At 62.5% G+C, this 18,481-nt stretch carries 10 protein-coding genes; 5 read left to right on the forward strand and 5 right to left on the reverse strand.

All coding sequences use genetic code 11. From position 1 onward, the window contains the following. From NCR93_RS23620 to NCR93_RS23640, 5 genes are all read right to left on the reverse strand, one after another. Positions 1-206 (reverse strand): thiolase family protein (locus NCR93_RS23620; protein ID WP_502799847.1); only part of this gene is annotated, 206 nt, incomplete at its 3' end. A 905-nt stretch (positions 207-1,111) separates the two neighbouring features. After that, a complete protein-coding gene (locus NCR93_RS23625) occupies positions 1,112-3,418 on the reverse strand; it encodes a cytochrome P450/oxidoreductase (protein WP_175982096.1) in 2,307 nt (768 codons plus the stop codon). Between the two features lie 43 nt (positions 3,419-3,461). Then, the gene (locus tag NCR93_RS23630) at positions 3,462-7,199 is read right to left on the reverse strand and encodes an autotransporter outer membrane beta-barrel domain-containing protein (protein WP_250532291.1); all 3,738 of its coding nucleotides are present in this window, start codon (positions 7,197-7,199) and stop codon (positions 3,462-3,464) included. Between the two features lie 157 nt (positions 7,200-7,356). Beyond that, complete coding sequence (locus NCR93_RS23635) at positions 7,357-8,520, reverse strand: alpha/beta fold hydrolase (protein ID WP_175982094.1); 1,164 nt, start codon at positions 8,518-8,520, stop codon at positions 7,357-7,359. 37 nt (positions 8,521-8,557) lie between these two features. Then, positions 8,558-9,901: an Nramp family divalent metal transporter gene (locus tag NCR93_RS23640; protein ID WP_175982093.1), complete on the reverse strand. Its 1,344-nt coding sequence runs from the start codon at positions 9,899-9,901 to the stop codon at positions 8,558-8,560. Positions 9,902-10,598: 697 nt separating this feature from the next. Between NCR93_RS23640 and NCR93_RS23645 the strand changes: the two genes are divergently transcribed. The 5 genes from NCR93_RS23645 to rpoD all read left to right on the forward strand — a co-directional run bounded on the left by NCR93_RS23645 (position 10,599) and on the right by rpoD (position 18,330). Continuing rightward, positions 10,599-12,080: a site-specific integrase gene (locus NCR93_RS23645; protein WP_239295011.1), complete on the forward strand. Its 1,482-nt coding sequence runs from the start codon at positions 10,599-10,601 to the stop codon at positions 12,078-12,080. 173 nt (positions 12,081-12,253) lie between these two features. After that, positions 12,254-13,432 carry a ParA family protein gene (locus NCR93_RS23650; protein WP_008347131.1) on the forward strand — a complete coding sequence of 393 codons (1,179 nt, stop codon included), beginning with the start codon at positions 12,254-12,256 and terminating at the stop codon, positions 13,430-13,432. Continuing rightward, a complete protein-coding gene (locus tag NCR93_RS23655; RefSeq protein ID WP_008347132.1) occupies positions 13,433-14,404 on the forward strand; it encodes a ParB/RepB/Spo0J family partition protein in 972 nt (323 codons plus the stop codon). A 316-nt stretch (positions 14,405-14,720) separates the two neighbouring features. Continuing rightward, positions 14,721-16,043: a replication protein O gene (locus NCR93_RS23660; RefSeq protein WP_239294998.1), complete on the forward strand. Its 1,323-nt coding sequence runs from the start codon at positions 14,721-14,723 to the stop codon at positions 16,041-16,043. A gap of 280 nt (positions 16,044-16,323) precedes the next feature. Then, the gene (gene rpoD, locus NCR93_RS23665) at positions 16,324-18,330 is read left to right on the forward strand and encodes an RNA polymerase sigma factor RpoD (RefSeq protein ID WP_175982090.1); all 2,007 of its coding nucleotides are present in this window, start codon (positions 16,324-16,326) and stop codon (positions 18,328-18,330) included. Positions 18,331-18,481 lie beyond the last annotated feature (151 nt).

Raw genomic sequence — 18,481 nt, forward strand, 5'->3', positions numbered from 1 at the left:
GACTGGCGCGCCGGATTCTGGCCCGAACCGGCCGCGAGCACTTGGCCCAGGATCACTTCGCTCACCTGATCCGGCTTTACGCCCGCGCGCTCCAGCACGGCCTTGATGACCGTCGCGCCGAGTTCCGGCGCCGCGATTTTCGCGAGCGAGCCGCCGAATTTGCCTACCGCCGTACGCGCGGCCGATACGATCACTACGTCAGTCATTTTCTATCCTCGTGAAACTGCGAAAGCGTCAACGGACTTCCGTTTGCGAAGCGATGCACGCGATACGGAAACGCATCCATTACGAATGGATTCGGTGAGTTCGATTCGAACCCGGGCGATTGATGCGCAGCGTCGATTGCGGAGCGATGTCCGACCGTCCGATGCTTGAGCGAGGGACTTTCAAAGGGCGTCGCGCCGACTGCGGGATGACCTCGCCTGAAGGACGCGGTCTCTTCCGCATAGAAAATCCCGAACGGGATGCGGCAAACGTGCAGCCAATTGCGTGGTCCATTTATATGGGCCTTTAATAAAATCTCTCAGGTTCAGCACCGCCCTTCTCTTTCGCCTTGCCGCGCAAATCGCGCAGACGCAATTCCACCGCGCGAATTTCGCGCAGTCGTGCAGCAAGGTTTATCGGAAGTTATTCGGTCGTGCGTGCTTGTGCGACGCACCAAATTAGTAACAATTCTAAACGCAAAACATGCGTAAAAAATTTCATATTAGTAGGTAAAAACCCTAGATCGCGGAAAAACCGCTTATCTTTCATGTAAGAAATTCGCGAATTACTCGAACGCACGTTCAATAATCATCCTATATTACGGTGAAAATTGCGCGGTTGTATGATCACTTTGCGCGAATTCAGGTAATTAGGTAATACCTAAGCCCGGCATTTGAAGCATGCGCTACATTGAAAAGGTTTGCGCCGTCTTTAACGTTATATTCGAATTAACTACTGGGTATAACCATTCGATCTTTAATCGACGTGGTTATTCGGACACATATGACGCCATGATGAAAGTGCGAGCCATTAATCGATTGCCAATTGCTGCGGCATTTTGACATCCGTCAACAAAAAGTAATTGTGCCGGGCGGCAGCAAAAGCCGCCCGACGTTCGGCCAAACCTTCACAGCGCCAGAACGAGCCTTTTGCCCTTCGCGCGCGAACAGCACGTCATCATGCGATTGTTCGACTGGCGTTCGCCCCGGGTCAGCACCACGTCGCGGTGATCGATCTCGCCTTCCAGCACGCGCACCTCGCACGATCCGCACAGCCCTTCTTCGCAGTCGCTCTGAACATCGACGTTCGCGCGTCTGAGCGTCGTGAGCAGTGTCTGATCGGCCGGGACGGTCAGGACGAGGCCGGAATCCTTCAGTTCGACTTCGAACGCGCGTTCCTTTTCGGGATCGAGCGTGCCGATCTTCGATTCGAAATGCTCGATTCGAAGCGCGTCTTCGGGCCACGACGCGCTCGCGTCGGCGAGCGCGTCGAGCATACGCGCCGGGCCGCACGCATAGACGCGCGTGCCCTCCTCCACGGCGAGCGCGGCGAAGTCGTTGCGCACACCCTCTTCCGAGACGTACGCGCGCAGACGCTCGCCGTGCAGCGCGCGCATTTCATCGAGAAGGGCCATGGACGCGCGCGAGCGTCCGCTGTAGTGCACTTCGTAGTCGATGCCGAGCGAACCCGCGCGACGCGCCATCGCGCTGATCGGCGTAATGCCGATCCCGCCCGCGATCAGCACGAGCTTCTTCGCGGTCTCGTCGAGACGAAAGTGATTGCGCGGGCCGCGTATGCGCCAGTGCGCGCCCGGCTTCACGTTCTCGTGCACCCACGCCGAACCGCCACGGCTCTCGCTCTCGCGCAGCACGGCGATTTCGAACGCGCGGGCGTCGGCGGGATCGCCGCACAGCGAATACTGGCGCGAGATGCCGGTCTCGCCGCACACGACATCGATATGCGAGCCCGCCGTCCAGCGCGGCAGATCGCGTCCGTTCGCCGACACGAGCCGCACGCGCACGATGCGATCCGCGCAGGTCTCGACCGAATCGACGATCACCGCGCGGCTCACCGCATGCGACGACGGCTCGCCGATCCGCACGACCGCGCGCGGCTCGCGCACCGATGAATCGGCGCGCTCGGGATTCATCGCCGGATCCCATTCCACATATAGATGCTCCGGCCCGCGAAACGACGTGTTCGGCACATACGTGAAGCGTTGTTCGGCGAGGCGCATGTGCGGCAGACGGCGCGTGAGCTCGTCCAGAAAAACCTGCATCTCCATGCGCGCGAGATTCTTGCCCATGCACTGATGCGCGCCATAGCCGAACGTCAGCTGATCGCTGGCGTTTTCGCGGCGGATGTCGAAAAGATCGGCATCGGCGAACTGATGTTGATCGTGATTCGCCGACGACGTCACGATCAACAGCTTCGATCCCGCCGCGATCTCGATGCCGCCGATCGTCACGTCCTTCGTCGCGAGCCGTCGCCATGCAGCGACCGAGCCGTTATGCCGCAAGCACTCTTCGACTGCGTTGGGAATCAGGCTCGGGTCGTCGCAGATGTCGCGCCAGGCGTCGGGGTGTTGCAGCAGCAGTTTCATCGCGTTCGCGGTCGCGTTGGCCGTCGTCTCGTGCGCGGCGACGATGCCCGCCATCATCATCGAATGCAGATAAGAGTCGGTGACGACTTCGGGCAGCTCCTTCTGCTTGCGGATGCCGTATTGCATCCAGCCGGGGCCGGACGGATCTTCGCGCATCTTGTCGAGCACTTTGCCCGCGTATTGCCAGAACTTGCCGACCGCGTGCGCGACTTCGACCTGTTCCTCGGGCTTCGGCCGTCCCCATGTGTTGACCGTGTGCGCAATCGAATAGCGGCGCAGCGTGTCCATGTCTTCTTCGGGCACGCCAAGAAATTGCAGCGCGACGGTGAGCGGCACTTCCCACAACATCTGATCGACGAGATCGGCGCGGCCATCGTCGATGAAGCGATCGACGTACTCGCGCGCGAGCGCACGCACCATCGGCTCGTGATGCGCGAGCGCTTCTGGCGTGAACGGATCCATCAGCGCGCGGCGGCGCGGCATGTGCGCGGGCTCGTCCTCGTTGACGAGCGTGCGGTTCAGCGCGAATCCGTAGGACGCGAGCACCGCGTTCGCTTCCGGGCCGGTCGGCGTGATTTTCTCGAGCGCGATCGACGGACTGAACGTGATGTTGTCGCGGAAAATCGCCTTGATGTCGTCGTAGCACGTGACGACCCAATAGCCGAGCTTCGGGCTGTAGAACACCGGTTCCTGTTCGCGCGCCCATCGCACGTATTCGGGCGGGTCTTGCTGATAGCCGTCGCCGAACGGATCGAACTCGGCCGCGCCCGCGCTGATCGGGCAGCCGTTCGGTGCTTTGACGTGGAATGGGCAATGCGGCGCAGCGGTCATGCTCGTCTCCTGTTTTTTTCGCGTGACCACAGTATGCAACGCATCACCACTTCCAGCGCACGCCCAATCCTCCGCCGATGGAATCGCGATGCGAACCGCCGATGTTCGTCGAATAGACGAGGTTCGCGAAGAGACTGCCGCGCGCGCTCACTTTCGCGACGATGCCCGCGCCGAATTGCGCGGTCGTCGCGGAGACGTTCGTCGGAATGACGGTCGTGCCCGCGAACGTCGTGGTGTCCGTCGCGCCGAAGTAGCGCCACAGGTTCGCGGTCACATACGGCTCGAAGGTCGTGCGGGCCGCATCGAAATGACCGTAGAGGCGCACGCCGAGCCGGCCGACGAAGCCGCTCGCTTGGTCGAAGGACACGGACGAAATGCCGTCGTCGATGTCGTGGAGATTCGCGTGTTGCCAGATGAGTTGCGCTTGCGGTTCGATCGCGAGGCGGGCGGATAGCGGAATCGGCAGACCCGCTTCGACCGATGCGGCGAACGCGCTGCCGTGCGTCGTCGCGCCGACGCCGCGGTTCGATTGCGGATCGGCGGTGAGCGAACTGCCGAGCAGCACGGCGTCGGTGTACCAGCCGCCCGGGCCGATGTGCGTCCAGTACAGCCCCGCGCTGTACGCGTTGATCGACAGGTGGCCGACGCTCGAGTTCGGAAAGCCGAGTGCAAAACCGTCGACGTCGCCGCTCGCGCGCGCGAAGCCGAGGAAGAAGCCGTAGTCATTTCGATGACCGGCCGGCGTCGCATCGGCATGGATATCGTGGCCGACCTGCAGGCCGCCGATGCCGCCGCTGAATTCGGGATCGGCCGCGCCGCTGTTGTGCTGGGTCGCGTGGCCGCCCCAAACGCGCGACCACGCGGCGGGCAGCGCGCCGGTTTCGGTCAGCAGCGACTGCTCGCCCTGACGTTCGTGGAATGTGCCGATCTGCTGGATCGCGAGTTCGCGGACGATCGGCGACAGCTCTGCGTAGACGGGCACTTCCATCCGATAGAGCGGGATCGGCGCCGCGCCGGGCGGCGGTGGCGGCGGCAGCGGTGGTGTGCCCGCGGCGGCGGTTGGTATGGGTTCGGGCGTTGGGGCTGGCGTTGGCGTCGGTGTTGGACTTGGCGTGGGCGTGGGCGTCGGAGCCGGCGTCAGTGTTGGTGGGGACGGCGGCGTTGGCGTTGGCGTTGGCGTTGGCGTTGGCGTCGGCGATGGCGTCGGCGATGGCGTTGGCGTTGGCGTTGGCGTCGGCGTTGGCGTTGGTGTTGGCGTCGGCGTTGGCGTTGGCGTTGGCGTTGGCGTCGGCGTTGGCGTTGGCGTTGGCGTTGGCGTTGGCGTTGGCGTTGGCGTTGGCGTCGGCGTCGGCGTCGGCGTCGGCGTTGGCGTTGGCGTTGGCGTTGGCGTTGGCGTTGGCGTCGGCGTCGGCGATGGCGTTGGCGTTGGCGTTGGTGTTGGCGTCGGCGATGGCGTTGGCGTTGGCGTAGGCCCCGGCGTCGGCACAGGCACAGGCGCAGGCACAGCAGGCGCGGGCGGCACGCTCGAACGCAGATACCAGTTGTCCGCCGTTCCGTCACTCACACCGCCCTTGAACAGGAAATACCTGTAAGCGCCCACCTCCAGCGGATGTGCGAGCGAAAACGCCCCCGCCGACGTCGTCGCCCCGTTCGTCGCCTGCACGACCAGAATGCCGTCGTTCACCGTCAGCCCGCCGATGCCGCCGACATTCGTCACGCCGATCGACGTCGTTCCCGCACCCGCGCCTTGTGCGATCACGAGCCGGTCGCTCGGCGCGCCGTCCGCGCCGAGCACGCTCTGCACGAGAAGCCGTCCGTCGTTGCCGGTGTAGTTGCCGTTCACCACGAACGCATCGCTCGTGCTCGAACCGCCGTTCGTCAGATCGATCGTGCCCGCGTTGTTCAGTGCGACAAGTCGCCCCGCGATCGCCGGCTGTATCGACGTGCGTCCGATGCCGCCCGCGAAAATCGTGCTCGTCGCGTCGAGATTGAGCGCGCCGGTTCCGGTCGCGGCATCGCCGAGCGTCAGACCTTTCGCGTCGAATGTGAGTTGCGTATTGTTCGACGCGTTCACCGTCTCCCAATTCGAAAAGCGCGCGAGGCCGCTTGCCTGCACGTTGTCGAACGTGAGCGAATCGCTGCCCGCACCGCCATCGAAGCTCGTGGTCGCGGCGAGCGTCGCGTCGTTCAGATTGCGGATCACCGCCGAATCGTTGCCCGCGCCGAGCGACACCGGCCCGGCGATCGTGCCGCCGCTCCAGGTCAGCGTATCGACGCCGAAAGTCGTCGTCACTCCTTGCCCGATCGAGCCGCCCGCGATCGCCAGCGAGTTCGTGCCGCTGCCGAGATCGACGCGTCCGCCGATCGTCCCGCCCGACAGCGTGAACGTGTCGTCGTTCTGCGCGGCGGTCACGTTGCCGTCGACCTGTCCGCCCGACATGTCGAACACGTTGTTTCCGACATTCAAATCCACCGTTGCGAGGCGCCCGCCAGTGATCTTCACGACGTCGCCGTTCGCGAGCGTGCCAAGCACGCGCCCGCCCGATATCGAGAACGTGTCGCGCCCGTCGCCCTGATCGATGGAATCGATCTGTCCGCCTGTCATCGTGGCGGTGTCGGCGCCGTCGCCCTGGCGAATCTGTCCGGTGACGACGCCGCCGTTCATGTCGAAAGTATCGTTACCGGTATCGGTGCGTACGGCGACGCCCGCGCCCCCCGCAATCGTCCCGCTATTGATGATCGACACGTTGATCTTGCCGGTCGCGGCAATCGCCTCCGCGCTCGTGCCGCGAATCGCGCCGCTGTTGCCGATCGTTTCTGCGCCATTGGCAATCGTCACGCCGGTCGCGCCCTGAATCGTGCCGGCGTTGTCGATCGCGCCGCCCCGATTCGCGACGATGCCGCCCGCCTGCTGGCTGACGATGCTCGCGCCCGCCGCATTCGTGACGGACGCCGCATTCGCGAGCGACACGCCCACCCCGCCCGCGCCACGCGCGACGATCGATCCTGTGTTGGTGATCGCGCCGGGCGTCGCATCCTGCGAAACGATGCCGGACGCGTTGTTGCCCGACACGTCGATGGTGCCGTTGTTGGTCACGACGTTCTGGCCCGGTGTACCGGCCACGAACATGCCGTTTGCGCTCGCGCCGGTCGTCGTGATGGCGCCATTGTTCACGAGCGTGTCGCCGCTGGTTCGCGCCGCCATGCCATGAGAACCCGCCCCGCTCGTCGCGATCGTGCCATCGTTGACCAACGTGCCGCCGCCCGGACTGGCGAAGTCGTTCATCGCCGAAGCGCTTGCACCGCTCGTCGTGAGCGTGCCGCCTGCCTCGTTGCGCATCGTGACGGCGGCGGCGTTGTTGAACATCGCTTCCGAATTCGTGCCGACCGTGAAGATCGCGCCGCGATTGACGAGCGTGTTGCGCCCGGTCGTCGCGCTTTGCGACGTCATGGCGTCGGAACCATCACCTGTGATTTGCAACGTGCCCTCGTTGGTCGCCGTGCTGGTGTTGCGCACGAATAGCCCGTTGCCGGCAATGTCGAGTTCGACGCCCGTCAACACATTGATCGTCACGTTGACGCTGCCCGGCACCGCGATGACCGATACGTTCGAAGGATTGGGCGAGCGTGTATCGCAAGTCGCGGTCTGATTGGACTGCGGCGCAGTCCTGTCGCACCCGGCGACAGCGGGCGCCACGCGAACGAGACAGGACACGCCGAACGCAAGCGATAACGCATGAGCGAGCGGCGTCGATCGCATCGGAAGCGAAAAGCGGCGCATGGGTTCTCCGGCTCCGCTGACGATTTCATTTTTATCAGCAGTGCTTCGCATCGTTGCGACGATGATCGGCCCGCTGATTGCTGCTTCTCGTCAACGTTTTTGCTCAGAGTAGTCCACGCATTGCGCGTCAGCAATGTCCGCTTGATCGCTTGCCGCTTCAGATGGGCTTGCCCTCGCTCGATGCCCAATTGGGCATCAACGCGTTGCTCGGCAATGTTTCGTCGATCAGCTTTTCGGCCGTTCGCCGGCCCGCGACCGGCAGCCCTTCGGGGTTCAGCACGCCGATCTGCACCAGCACCGAAGCCTGATCCCAGTAGATATGCTCGTTGTAGAGCTTGTCGCCGCGAAAGCGGATAACGGCTAGCATCGGAACCTCGAAGTATTTTCCCGTCGGCGCGAGGCCGGGCAGCAGCCAGTCGATTTCGCAACTATGCGTCGCACAGAACACGAATTCGTCGACGACGCGATCCGCGCCGATCGTGCGCGATACCGGAATCAGCTTCGTATCGGCGGGATTCGAGTGGACGAAGTGATATCGATAGAAACGCTTCAACTGATCGTGCCCAACGCCGCCTGTCATCGTCGGGACGTGGTTCACGTATGGCTCGGCGACCATCGTCGGCATGACGGCGTCGACGTCGCGCGTGGCGAATTCGAAATAGCAGTGCTGCTCCCACAGGTGATTCAGATCGAAGTGCGGACCGAGCACCTTGCGCAACATCGAAAGCGTGCGTGAGTACGCCATCAGCGCGGCGGGTTTGTCGTAGTGCGCGGAATCCGAAACGATGAAGCCCGCCGACGCGCCCGGATAAACATAGCGTTCGATGTGCGGTCTGCCCGTGAGCGCCGGCTCGACTTCGCGCGCATCGTGCGCCGCGCGTTCGGCGAAGTGGAAGACCATCGGGCAGCGGATCGTCGGGATATCGGCGAGACAGGCGCTGAAATCGTCCGCGTAGTAGCAGGCGGCGCAATCGACGTCGGCCTGCGCGGCGATGCGCGTCGCGAAGCGGCCGCCGCGCCCGTACCCGATCACGCCCACTTTGCCGGCGTGCTGCGGCAACGCGCGCAGGGCATCGACGAGCGCCGCGAAATTGTCCGCGGCGATACCGCCGGGTTGCGGATCGTGCCCGGGAAGTTGCGGCGCGATCACGACATACCCTTCTTCGGCGTACAGATCGGCGGAGCGCATGACGAATTCGTCGAGGCCGGCCGCGTCGTGCAGCAACACGATGCCCGGTCCCGAACCTTTCGCGGGCTGCGTGACGTAAGCCGGAATGATCGTGCCGTCGCGAAGCGTGATGTCGATGAAGCTGCCGCTCATATCTGCGTCTCCTTATATATAGAGGTTGTTCTTGCGCTTACGACGTCAGCGTGTCCGCGAGCAGCTTCACGTTCAGCGCGACGATCACGGCCGCGACGAGCCACGCCAGCGCGCTCGTCCAGCGCGAAATCGCGAAGACGCCCATTTTTCGCCGGTCCGATACGAAGCGCACCAGCGGAATGACGGCGAATGGCAGTTGCATCGACAAAATGACCTGGCTCAGCACGAGCAACTGGCCGGTGCCTTTTTCGCCGTAGATCGCCGTCACGACGATCACGGGAACGATGGCGATCGCGCGCGTGATGAGACGCCGCGCCCAGTTCGGTATGCGCAGGCGCAGAAAACCTTCCATCACGATCTGGCCGGCGAGCGTCGCGGTCACGGTCGAGTTCAGGCCCGACGCGAGCAATGCCACCGCGAAGAGCGTCGATGCGATGCTCAGGCCGAGGAGCGGCGAAAGCAGGCGGAACGCATCGCCGATTTCCGCGACCTCGTCGTGACCGTTCGCGTGAAACACCGCGGCGGCGACGATCAGGATCGCCGCGTTGATGAAAAGCGCGAGCGTCAGCGCGATGGTGCTGTCAATCGTCGCCCAGCGAATCGCAGCGCGCCGGGCCGCGATGGACTTGCCATACGCGCGCGTCTGCACGATCGACGAATGCAGGTAAAGGTTGTGCGGCATGACCGTCGCGCCGAGGATGCCGATGGCGACATACAGCATTTCGCGATCGGCGACGATGCGCGGCGACGGGATGAAGCCGCGCAGGACTTCGGCGAACGGCGGCGCGGCAGCGGCGATCTGCAACGCGAAGCAGCTTGCAATCACGACCAGAAGCGCGATGACGAAGGCTTCCAGCAGACGGAAGCCTTTGTTGATGAGAAGCAGCAGAAGGAAGGCATCGAGCGCGGTCAGGAGCGCGCCCGCGATCAGCGGGATGCCGAAGAGCAGTTGCAGCGCGATCGCGGTGCCGATCACCTCGGCCAGATCGCACGCGACGATCGCCGCTTCGCAGGCGAGCCACAGGGCGAAGTTCACCGGCTTCGGATAATGATCGCGGCAGGCTTGCGCCAGATCGCGCCCGGTCGCGACGCCCAGTCGGACGGCGAGCGCCTGAAGCAGAATCGCCATCAGGTTCGACAACAGGATGACGGCGAGCAAGGTGTAGCCGAAGCGCGAGCCGCCAGCGATGTCGGTTGCCCAGTTGCCCGGGTCCATATAGCCGACCGAAATCATGTAGCCCGGACCCGCGAACGCGAGGAAGCGCCGAATCCATCGGCCGGTTTCGGGCACATGAACCGACGCGTACACCTCGGGGAGGCTCGGGCGGAACGCGTCGTCCTGCTCGGGCGGTTTCGAAGCGGGGCGTACAGGATCAAGCATCGGCTCGTTTCTCCTGCGGAAACCTGCTGTGGATGTTGTGAAAATATGCGCCGCGGCGAGTGAACATTCAAGCGCATCGGACGGGCGTTGGTTACAGATGCCGCAGCCCTGTGCTTCGCGTCTGATAATCGGACTTATCAGATGTAGCGATTTTTCTTGTCAAATTCGAACTCGGTTGCTAACCTCGGCCCAAATCACTGAAACGTAAGGATAAATGCCAGACAACACAGGGCGCTCCAGAGAGCGCTTGGCAGATAACTCGGGGCAGGCGAATGCGCCGAGCCGTCTCACGCGTCAACACTTCGCGCTTTATCGCGGTTATCTCGACGGCGTTTCCGAAGCACAGTTGCATGCATCGTATGGCGATTCCAGCGCCGATGTACGCTCGACTCGACGGCTGATCGAGGCGCTGCGCGACACGCTTTCCGTTCTCGCACGCCGCGCACGGGACACGGACGCGGCTCACCTGCTGCGGCTTCGTCCCGGCAGCATCCCGCTGTTCGAGCCGCCGCCCGCCGCCGTCGCCCCGCCGCTCGACGCGTTCCGCGAAAAAATCGATCCGGACGGCGTGTACGGCGAATCGGAACTGCTCGCGCTTTACGAGGAGGCTTATCCGCCCGAGAGCTCGCCTGCTCTCGATCGGCGCGCGGCGCGTAACGCCCGATTGCGTCGCCGGCAGGCGGACGCGCTCGCGCGCATGGAGGCGTCGCTCGCACAGGATCCACGTCCGGATCATCCGGTCGATGGCTGGTTCGAGCCGGCCGTCGCCGCGCGATTGACTGCCGCCGGACTTTCGACGCTCGCGGATGTCATCGAACTCATCGAGCGGCGACGGCATCGGTGGTATGCGGCCGTGCCACGGCTCGGTCCAAAAGGCGCGCAACGCGTGGTCGACTGGCTGCAACTCCACGCCGAGGCACTCCGGCACACGCTTTCGCCGGCCGCGCTCGTGCCTCGGCGCCAGTGGCAGCCCGGAGACGTCGTGTCGACGCAAAGCGCGGACGTCGACACAAGCGACTCGATCGCCATTTCTCCTCTTGAAACGTTGCGGGTTCCGCCGGCGCTCGACGGATCGAAAGGGTCGAATCGGGCGCACGCGCACCCGCGATTCGATACGGACATCCGCGCGATCACCGCTTGGCTAGAGGCCCGGTCGAACAGTACGCACACGCGGCGTGCCTATCGGCGGGAGGCGGAACGCCTGCTGCTGTGGGCGTTGATCGAGAAAGGCAAGCCGATTTCGTCTCTCGATGCAGCCGATTGCGCCGAGTACGTCGGTGTTTTTCTCGCGGATCCGCAGCCGGCGGCGCGCTGGATCGCGAAGGGTCGCCCTGAGCGTTGTTTTGCCGACTGGCGCCCTTTTGCCGGCCCGCTTTCCGATCGCAGCCGCGAAACGGCCCGGTCGATATTGGGCGCCATGTGCGAGTGGCTCGTCGCCGAAAGTTATCTGGCGGCCAATCCGTTTGCGGGATTTGCGCGTGTCGCGACGCCGCCGGTATTCGATTCGGCGACGCGGTCGCTCGATCTGACGCAGTGGAAATGCGTGTTGCAATCGGTCGAACGGACCGAATACTCGTTCGCCGAGCATCGCGACAAATTGGCGCTGCTTCTCGCGTACGCCACGGGCCTGCGACGGGCCGAACTCGCATTCGCAACCACCGACGCGCTCAGCGCCGGGCGTCTTTCCGGCGTGGACGGCGTGGTCTGGCGGCTTGCCGTCGATGGCGGCCGCGGCGCGACGCGGACGGTGCTTTTGCCGCCGATCGTCGTTGAAACGCTCATCGAAAACCTGGCGATGCGCGAACTGCCGCGCCCGTTGGATTGCGCCGAAGGCACGCCAATACTGGCTCAGGCGCGCGGCGGACAGTCATTGACGCCCGACGGCATCGGGAAAATTTTCAAGACGATTTTCTCGAACGCGGCCGCATTGATGGAATCTCATGCGCCCGGCGCTGGCAAGCACCTGACTCGCGCGAGCACGCATTGGCTGCGCCACACACATTCGACGCACGCGCTCGGACACGGCGCGGATCTGCGCGAGGTCAGCGCCGGACTCGGCCATTCCGATGTTTCGACCACCGCTCTGTATCTGGAAAACGAAGACGCGGGGCGTTTCCTTGGCATCGAGAAGTTGATTCGCGGCATCTCGTTAACGCGAAAACCTTCGGATCGGTCCTAATTTCGCGTTTACACGAGCGTCGAGCGTTGTAAAAATGTCCGCTGCGGGCGATCAAGTACTTCAGAGTTTACTTGAGGTTTACCGGTTCGCCGTTTATTCTTCGGTTTGCAGCTTGTTTTCCACAAACCGAAGAATTATTTGCTTACCCAGGCCCGCCAGTGACTGCGAATTCCATGCTAAGCGCTCGGCTTCCCGAAGTCGATCAATCCGTTTCGATCGAAACGCTCTTGGGGGTGGCCGCCCAAGCCACTGACATTCTCAATCAGATCCGCGATGCAATGTTGGAGCCGTATCCGCGCAAAAGCGCACCAACATTCACGAGCGCGCAGGTCGCGTCGCTCTGCGGCATCGACAAGCAGCGGTTCCAGTACCTGACGACCAAGGGCGAGCTGCCAGCGGGCACGTCCAAGGGCGCGGGCCGCAGCAAGGAATTCACGCTCGAAGAAGCGCTCACATGGATCCGCGCGACGAAAGAACGCCCCCGCCGGCCTGAAGGCAAGCGCGGGCGGATCGTGACCGTCGCGAACTTCAAAGGTGGCGTCGCCAAGACCACAACCGCCGTCTCGGCCGCACAGGCCCTGACGCTGCTCGGCCGCAGAGTGCTGGTCATCGACTGCGATCCGCAGGGCACGACGACACAGCTATGCGGCTGGGCGCCCGACGCCGAAATCTCGGACGATCAGACCCTTCTTCCGCTGATCTACGGCGATCAGCAGACGTTGCACTATGCAGTGCAGGAAACGTACTGGCATAACTTGGATCTCATCCCGGCTTCGTCATCGCTCTTCGATGCGGAGTTCGAGATTCCCGCCAAGGTGCTGAACGACAGCACGTTCGAATTCTGGGAAATCGTCCGCAAAGGCCTCATGCCGCTGACGGAAGAGTACGACGCGGTCGTCATCGACACGCCTCCGGCGCTCAGCTATCTCACCATCAACGCGCTGCTCGCGTCGGATGCGATTCTGCTGCCCTGCCCGCCCGAGGCGCTGGATTTCGCAAGCTCGACACAGTTCTGGCATCTCTTTGCGGATATCGCCAAGAAGCTGCCGGGCGTGCTCGAGCAAAAGCGCTTCGACTTCGTGAATGTGATTCTGACCAAAGCCAAGTCGGATGACGTGTCGCGTGTTGTGCGCGGTTGGCTTCAGAAAGCATACGGCGATCGCGTCCTGCCTTTCGAGATTCCGGAGTCGACCGTACCAAAAGGTGCGTCGGCGCAATTGTCGACGGTATATGACTTGTCGAAGCCGGACGGCAGCACGGCCGCTTACAACCGATTCAAAGAGCCGCTCGACCGGCTCGCCGAGCATCTCGACGCGCAGTTCGCCCGCGCGTGGAATCAGACGGAGGATTAAATGGGCATCGGGGACAGACTCCTCGCCAAGACAGCGAACATCGGCAGTAAGCCCACAGAAGGAACGCAAGCGCGTCCAGTCAGCACGGAACCGCGCACGTCTCCCGGTCGGTTGATGGATGCGCAGCATCGCATCAATACGGCGCAGGCGCGCATCAAAGAACTTGAGTCGCAACTCGAGGAACGAGCGGCGCTCGAAGTGCCGCTCGATGCGCTCGTGGAAGTCAGCGGACGGCGTCGCAAACTCACGGCCGAGCAGTTCCAGGAGTTGAAGAGCAATCTCGCACAACACGCGCTCGCCACGCCTATTCTGGTGCGCGCTTTGCCGGATGCTCGTTACGAGATCGTTGCGGGACATAACCGCGTCGCTGCATACCGGGAACTCGGACGATCGACGATACGCGCCAACGTTGCGTCGATCGAAGAAGGGGAAATCGAGTTCGCGGCGTTCTTCTCGAACCTGCTATCGCCATCGCTTACGGATTTCGAGAAGTATTGGAACTTCAAACGATTGCAGGAATTGAGCGGACTCTCGCGCACGGAAATCTCTGAAAGCGCCGGATTGAGCAAGAGTCACGTCACGCGAATCTTCTCATTCGACGCCCTTCCGGAGGCAGCCAAAGCCGCACTCGCCGAAAAGCCAGAGCGACTCGGCAGCAATGCCGCGCAAAAGCTCGCGGCGCTAACAGAAGCCGGCAAGGCGGAAAAGGTCGTCGAAGCCGTCCGACGGTTGGTCGAAGACGAGAATTTTACGCAGGACAAGGCGGTCGCCCTCGTCGCGGAAAAGCCGCGCGCAGTGACTCCAAGCGCAACAGTGGTCCGAGCGGGCCGCAGGAAGGTCTGCGAAGTGTCCACGCGAAATGGTGTGGTGGGAGTTCGTTTCTTCGAGAAGGACGCGGGCGACGCAGAGCAATGGGGACAGCGCATTGCTGACTTCATCAACAAGACACTAAGTGAATCGGAGCAAGACTGAGGCTCTACTAGAGTTTTCTTTTAAATCAATGACTTAACGAGAACCGGAAAGTCGTTGACACTGAACCTAGTAGAACCTCTTTGCAAATCAGAGACTTAGCGTAGTGGCAAACCTGAGGGTGCTATGTAACGAACAAGTTCCACAAAGACAAAAGCCTTCGGCGCCAACCGAAGGCTTTTGAATATCGGGCTTAACTGCTTATCGCCCGGTCCGCTTCCCGACGCCAATCGGGTCACGAGTACGCAACTCGAAGTTTAGCGGAACGCGATTAGCAGTCAAGCATTGTCTTCCATTTTTCGAAATGGACGTACTTGACATGCGTATCGCGCAACTTTCCGTTGCAGGCGAGGCTCTTTCTCGCCTAAAAAACTCTGGACCGTCTTCAGCGGTTGCCGATCAAGAAGCTCTCGATGAGTACGCTTGTGATCGTTCGAATCTGCCTTGGGTCATTTTCCGGGCCGCTCATCGAGCCACGCACACGACGGCGTTGCCTGCACGCGCGCGTGCCCTGCTCGCCGCCTTGGCCCGCACAGTCGACGCATCTCGTCCGTTCGCACCCATCTTCGCGCGGCGCGAACTGCTCACGGGCCGGGCCCAGCAATCCATGCGGACCTTCTATCGCAGCATGGACGACCTCGAGGGCGCCGGGTTTATCATCCGGCCGCCTCAGACCCGCTATGGCGCTGCCGGCCTGTTTGGTCGCGCATATATCCACCTGACGCAGAAGGCAGCCGCTTTGCTCGGACTCGTTGACGTAGCCGATGCGACCACTACGCAGCCCGCTCAGCATCGGGAGAGCGCGTCAGACGCACAAGCCGGCTTTTCTGACGGCCATCCGTCTGTCACCGTGGCAGACGGTGCTATATATAAGGATCTACTCCCTAATACTCAAAAGAGACAACCAGGACGACTTCCCGCCGATCTGCAACGCCTCGTGTCTCTGGGATTTCGTGAATTCCTGATCTTCAAACTGATGCGAGAAGCGAAAGCCCACGGCAAGCTTCTCTCCGATGTCGTCGAAGCAAGTTGGGCACCCTTGCAACGCGCAACGCATCCGATCAGCTACCTTCGCACCCTTCTGCGAGTCCCGGTCGACTTCGCCTATCGGGCGCGAAGCCAGCGCGAAGCCCACGTGCAGCAGCAAATCGAGCGAACGACTTCTGCGCGCACAAATGAAGTTGTAGGCGGTTTGGCCGGCCGGTCATTCGTCAGCCGTGACGGCTTGCGCCGCTACCGCGTCTCCGACGACGCCCGTTCCATCGTCATCTGCCATCGCGACGAGCCGCATCCGCGCGTCCATGCGGGCACATGGCAGAAAGATTTCGTTGCGGCCTTTGAGGCAGGTCACATCCTGCTCGACGACAAAGATCGCTTCGGCTCTCACGTCGATTTCCCGACGCCTCGAGCCGCAGTCCCGACCGACCTCCAGCGCAAATCCGAAGCGCGCCTGAGCGACATCAAAGCGCTTCTCCGCTTGAAGAGCGTGGGCGGGACCCCATCTGCGAAACCAAGGGACGTGGCGCGACCAATGCTGAAGGACAAGTCCGCTATCGCCCCTTTGAGTTCGCTTTTGCAGGCGGTGCTCCGTGCGGCGCCATCAACCAAACTCCGCGATTCACCGGGTACGAGTTCGTGCTGAACGGGCGGCCAAAACATCAGATGAATCGACGTGAGACCGCGCCCGGAAACTTTTTTGAATTAGGCTGCTGCGTCGCAGCAAAAACTGATATACTCTAAGGTTGCGCCTGAATGGGCGATTGGAAAACGCAAACACCGCGTCTGGATGCGGTTTGCGTGCTTTGCTCGATGCGATTTTCAGCAAGCCGTCCGTGGTCGAAGCTGTCATCGAAATCATCGCGAGCCGTTACGCTCGCTCCCGGGGATCTGTCGTCGCCGAGCAAACCTGTCGAGGAGAAAGTATGGCAAGTTTTGATCGGGAAGATTCGGAGCTGGATATCGTCGCGCCGGCGCGCAAGGCACCGGGCCGGCGGGCGAACAAAGGGAAGGGCCAGGCCGGCACGATACAGCCCGATGTCGCGATGACCGCCGAACAGAATGAAGAGCGTCAGCGTCAGATGCGCGCGCTCATCCAGTTGGGCAAGGAGCGCGGCTATCTCACGCACGCCGAGATCAACGACCACCTTCCGGATAACTTCGCTGAAACGGCGGCGATGGAAACCGTCGTCAGCACGTTCCACGATATGGGTGTCGCGGTCTACGAGCAGGCGCCGGACGCCGAAACGCTGCTGCTGAGCGACAACGCCCCAAGCGTGGTGACGGACGAGCAATCGGACGAAGAAGCGGAAAACGCGCTGTCGACCGTCGATTCCGAATTCGGCCGCACGACCGACCCGGTTCGCATGTACATGCGTGAAATGGGCGCGACCGAGCTGCTCACGCGCGCCGGCGAAATCGCGATTGCGAAGCGCATCGAAGACGGGCTGCACGAGATGATTCAGGCGATCGCGGCGTGCCCGTCGACGGTCGCGACGATTCTCGCGGACGCGGCGCAAGTCGAATCGGGCGAGCTGAAGATCGACGAACTGGTCGATGGCCTGAAGGAAGAGGACACGGCAGATGAAGACATGTCGGCTTCCGATACGACCGAGTCCGCCGAAATCGATACGGATACCGACGAATCCGACAGCGACGAAGACGACGACGACGATCTCGATGGCGCTGGCGATTCCGCTGCATCGAACGAAGCGCGTCTGAAGCAACTGAAGGCCGACTGTCTGGAGATCTTCGCACGCGTGCGCGAGCTGGCGGAACAGGCGAGCAGTCCTAAGGGTTCGGGTGCCGCTGCGGCGAAGGCTGTCGAAAAGGCTCGAGCCGAAATCCAGCGCGAGCTCGGTTCGATCCGCTTCACGGCGAAGACCATCGACCGCCTGTGCGCGAACGTTCAGCAGCAGGTCGCGCAGGTGCGTGACATCGAACGTCGCGTGTTGCAGATCGCGGTGGATCGTTGCGGCATGCCGCGCGACAAGTTCGTCGAATCGTTCGTCGGTCACGAGACCGATCTCGAATGGACGGCACGTGCGTCGGCGGCTTCGAAGCAATACGGCGCGTCGCTCGAGCGCAGCCTGCCGGCGATTCAGGCAGAGCAGCAGAAGCTCATCGACATCGAAGGCGTCGTCGAGATGCCGCTGCAGCAACTGAAGAAGATCAACCGTCAGATGACGGCTGCCGAATTGAAGATGCGTCAGGCCAAGCGCGAGATGATCGAAGCGAACCTGCGTCTCGTCATCTCGATTGCGAAGAAGTACGTCAATCGCGGCATGCAGTTCCTGGATCTGATTCAGGAAGGCAACATCGGTCTGATGAAGGCGGTGGACAAGTTCGAATATCGCCGTGGCTGGAAGTTCTCGACGTATGCGACGTGGTGGGTTCGTCAGGCCGTGACGCGTTCGCTCGCCGATCAGGCGCGCACGATCCGCGTGCCGGTGCACATGATCGAAACGATCAACAAGCTGAACCGCATCTCGCGCGAGATCCTGCAGCAGACGGGCCTGGAAGCGCATCCGTCGGTGCTGGCCGAGCGCATGGAAATGCCGGAAGAGAAGATCCGCGGCATTCTCAAGATCGCGAAGCAACCGGTGTCGCTGGAAACGCCGGTCGGCGAAGATGCCGATGCAACGCTTGGCGACATGATCGAAGATCAGGGCGCTGCTTCCCCGGCAGAGGCCGCCGTGCACGCGAACATGCGCGCCGCGATCGACGATGCGCTCAACGCGCTGTCGCCGCGCGAGGCGAAGGTGCTGCGCATGCGCTTTGGCATCGACACGGCTTCGGACTATACGCTCGAAGAACTGGGCAAGCAGTTCGATGTGACGCGCGAGCGCATTCGCCAGATTGAGAGCAAGGCGATGCGCAAGCTCATGCATCCGAGCCGCGCCGACAAGCTGCGTCCGTTCCTGGATCGCTGATCCTGCGGGCCGCCTGGACTGACGTTCGGGCGAACTCTGAAGCGGGGGGGGGCCCCCCACGGGGCCCCCCCCGTGTTTTTTTTTTGTTTTACTAAACCCCCCCGCCTTGCGGTTTTGCAACATTTATACCCCCCCCCCCCCCCCACCCCCC

Source organism: Caballeronia sp. ATUFL_F1_KS39, assembly GCF_023630985.1.
GTDB classification, from domain to species: domain Bacteria; phylum Pseudomonadota; class Gammaproteobacteria; order Burkholderiales; family Burkholderiaceae; genus Caballeronia; species Caballeronia zhejiangensis.

Bases quoted from the DNA above. Each gene is read 5' to 3' on its own strand.
- NCR93_RS23640 (WP_175982093.1), bottom strand. From the start codon at position 9,901: ATGCTTGATCCTGTACGCCCCGCTTCGAAACCGCCCGAGCAGGACGAC.
- NCR93_RS23625 (WP_175982096.1), bottom strand. From the start codon at position 3,418: ATGACCGCTGCGCCGCATTGCCCATTCCACGTCAAAGCACCGAACGGC.
- NCR93_RS23650 (WP_008347131.1), top strand. From the start codon at position 12,254: ATGCTAAGCGCTCGGCTTCCCGAAGTCGATCAATCCGTTTCGATCGAA.
- rpoD (WP_175982090.1), top strand. From the start codon at position 16,324: ATGGCAAGTTTTGATCGGGAAGATTCGGAGCTGGATATCGTCGCGCCG.
- NCR93_RS23630 (WP_250532291.1), bottom strand. From the start codon at position 7,199: ATGCGCCGCTTTTCGCTTCCGATGCGATCGACGCCGCTCGCTCATGCG.
- NCR93_RS23635 (WP_175982094.1), bottom strand. From the start codon at position 8,520: ATGAGCGGCAGCTTCATCGACATCACGCTTCGCGACGGCACGATCATT.
- NCR93_RS23660 (WP_239294998.1), top strand. From the start codon at position 14,721: ATGCGTATCGCGCAACTTTCCGTTGCAGGCGAGGCTCTTTCTCGCCTA.
- NCR93_RS23655 (WP_008347132.1), top strand. From the start codon at position 13,433: ATGGGCATCGGGGACAGACTCCTCGCCAAGACAGCGAACATCGGCAGT.
- NCR93_RS23645 (WP_239295011.1), top strand. From the start codon at position 10,599: ATGGAGGCGTCGCTCGCACAGGATCCACGTCCGGATCATCCGGTCGAT.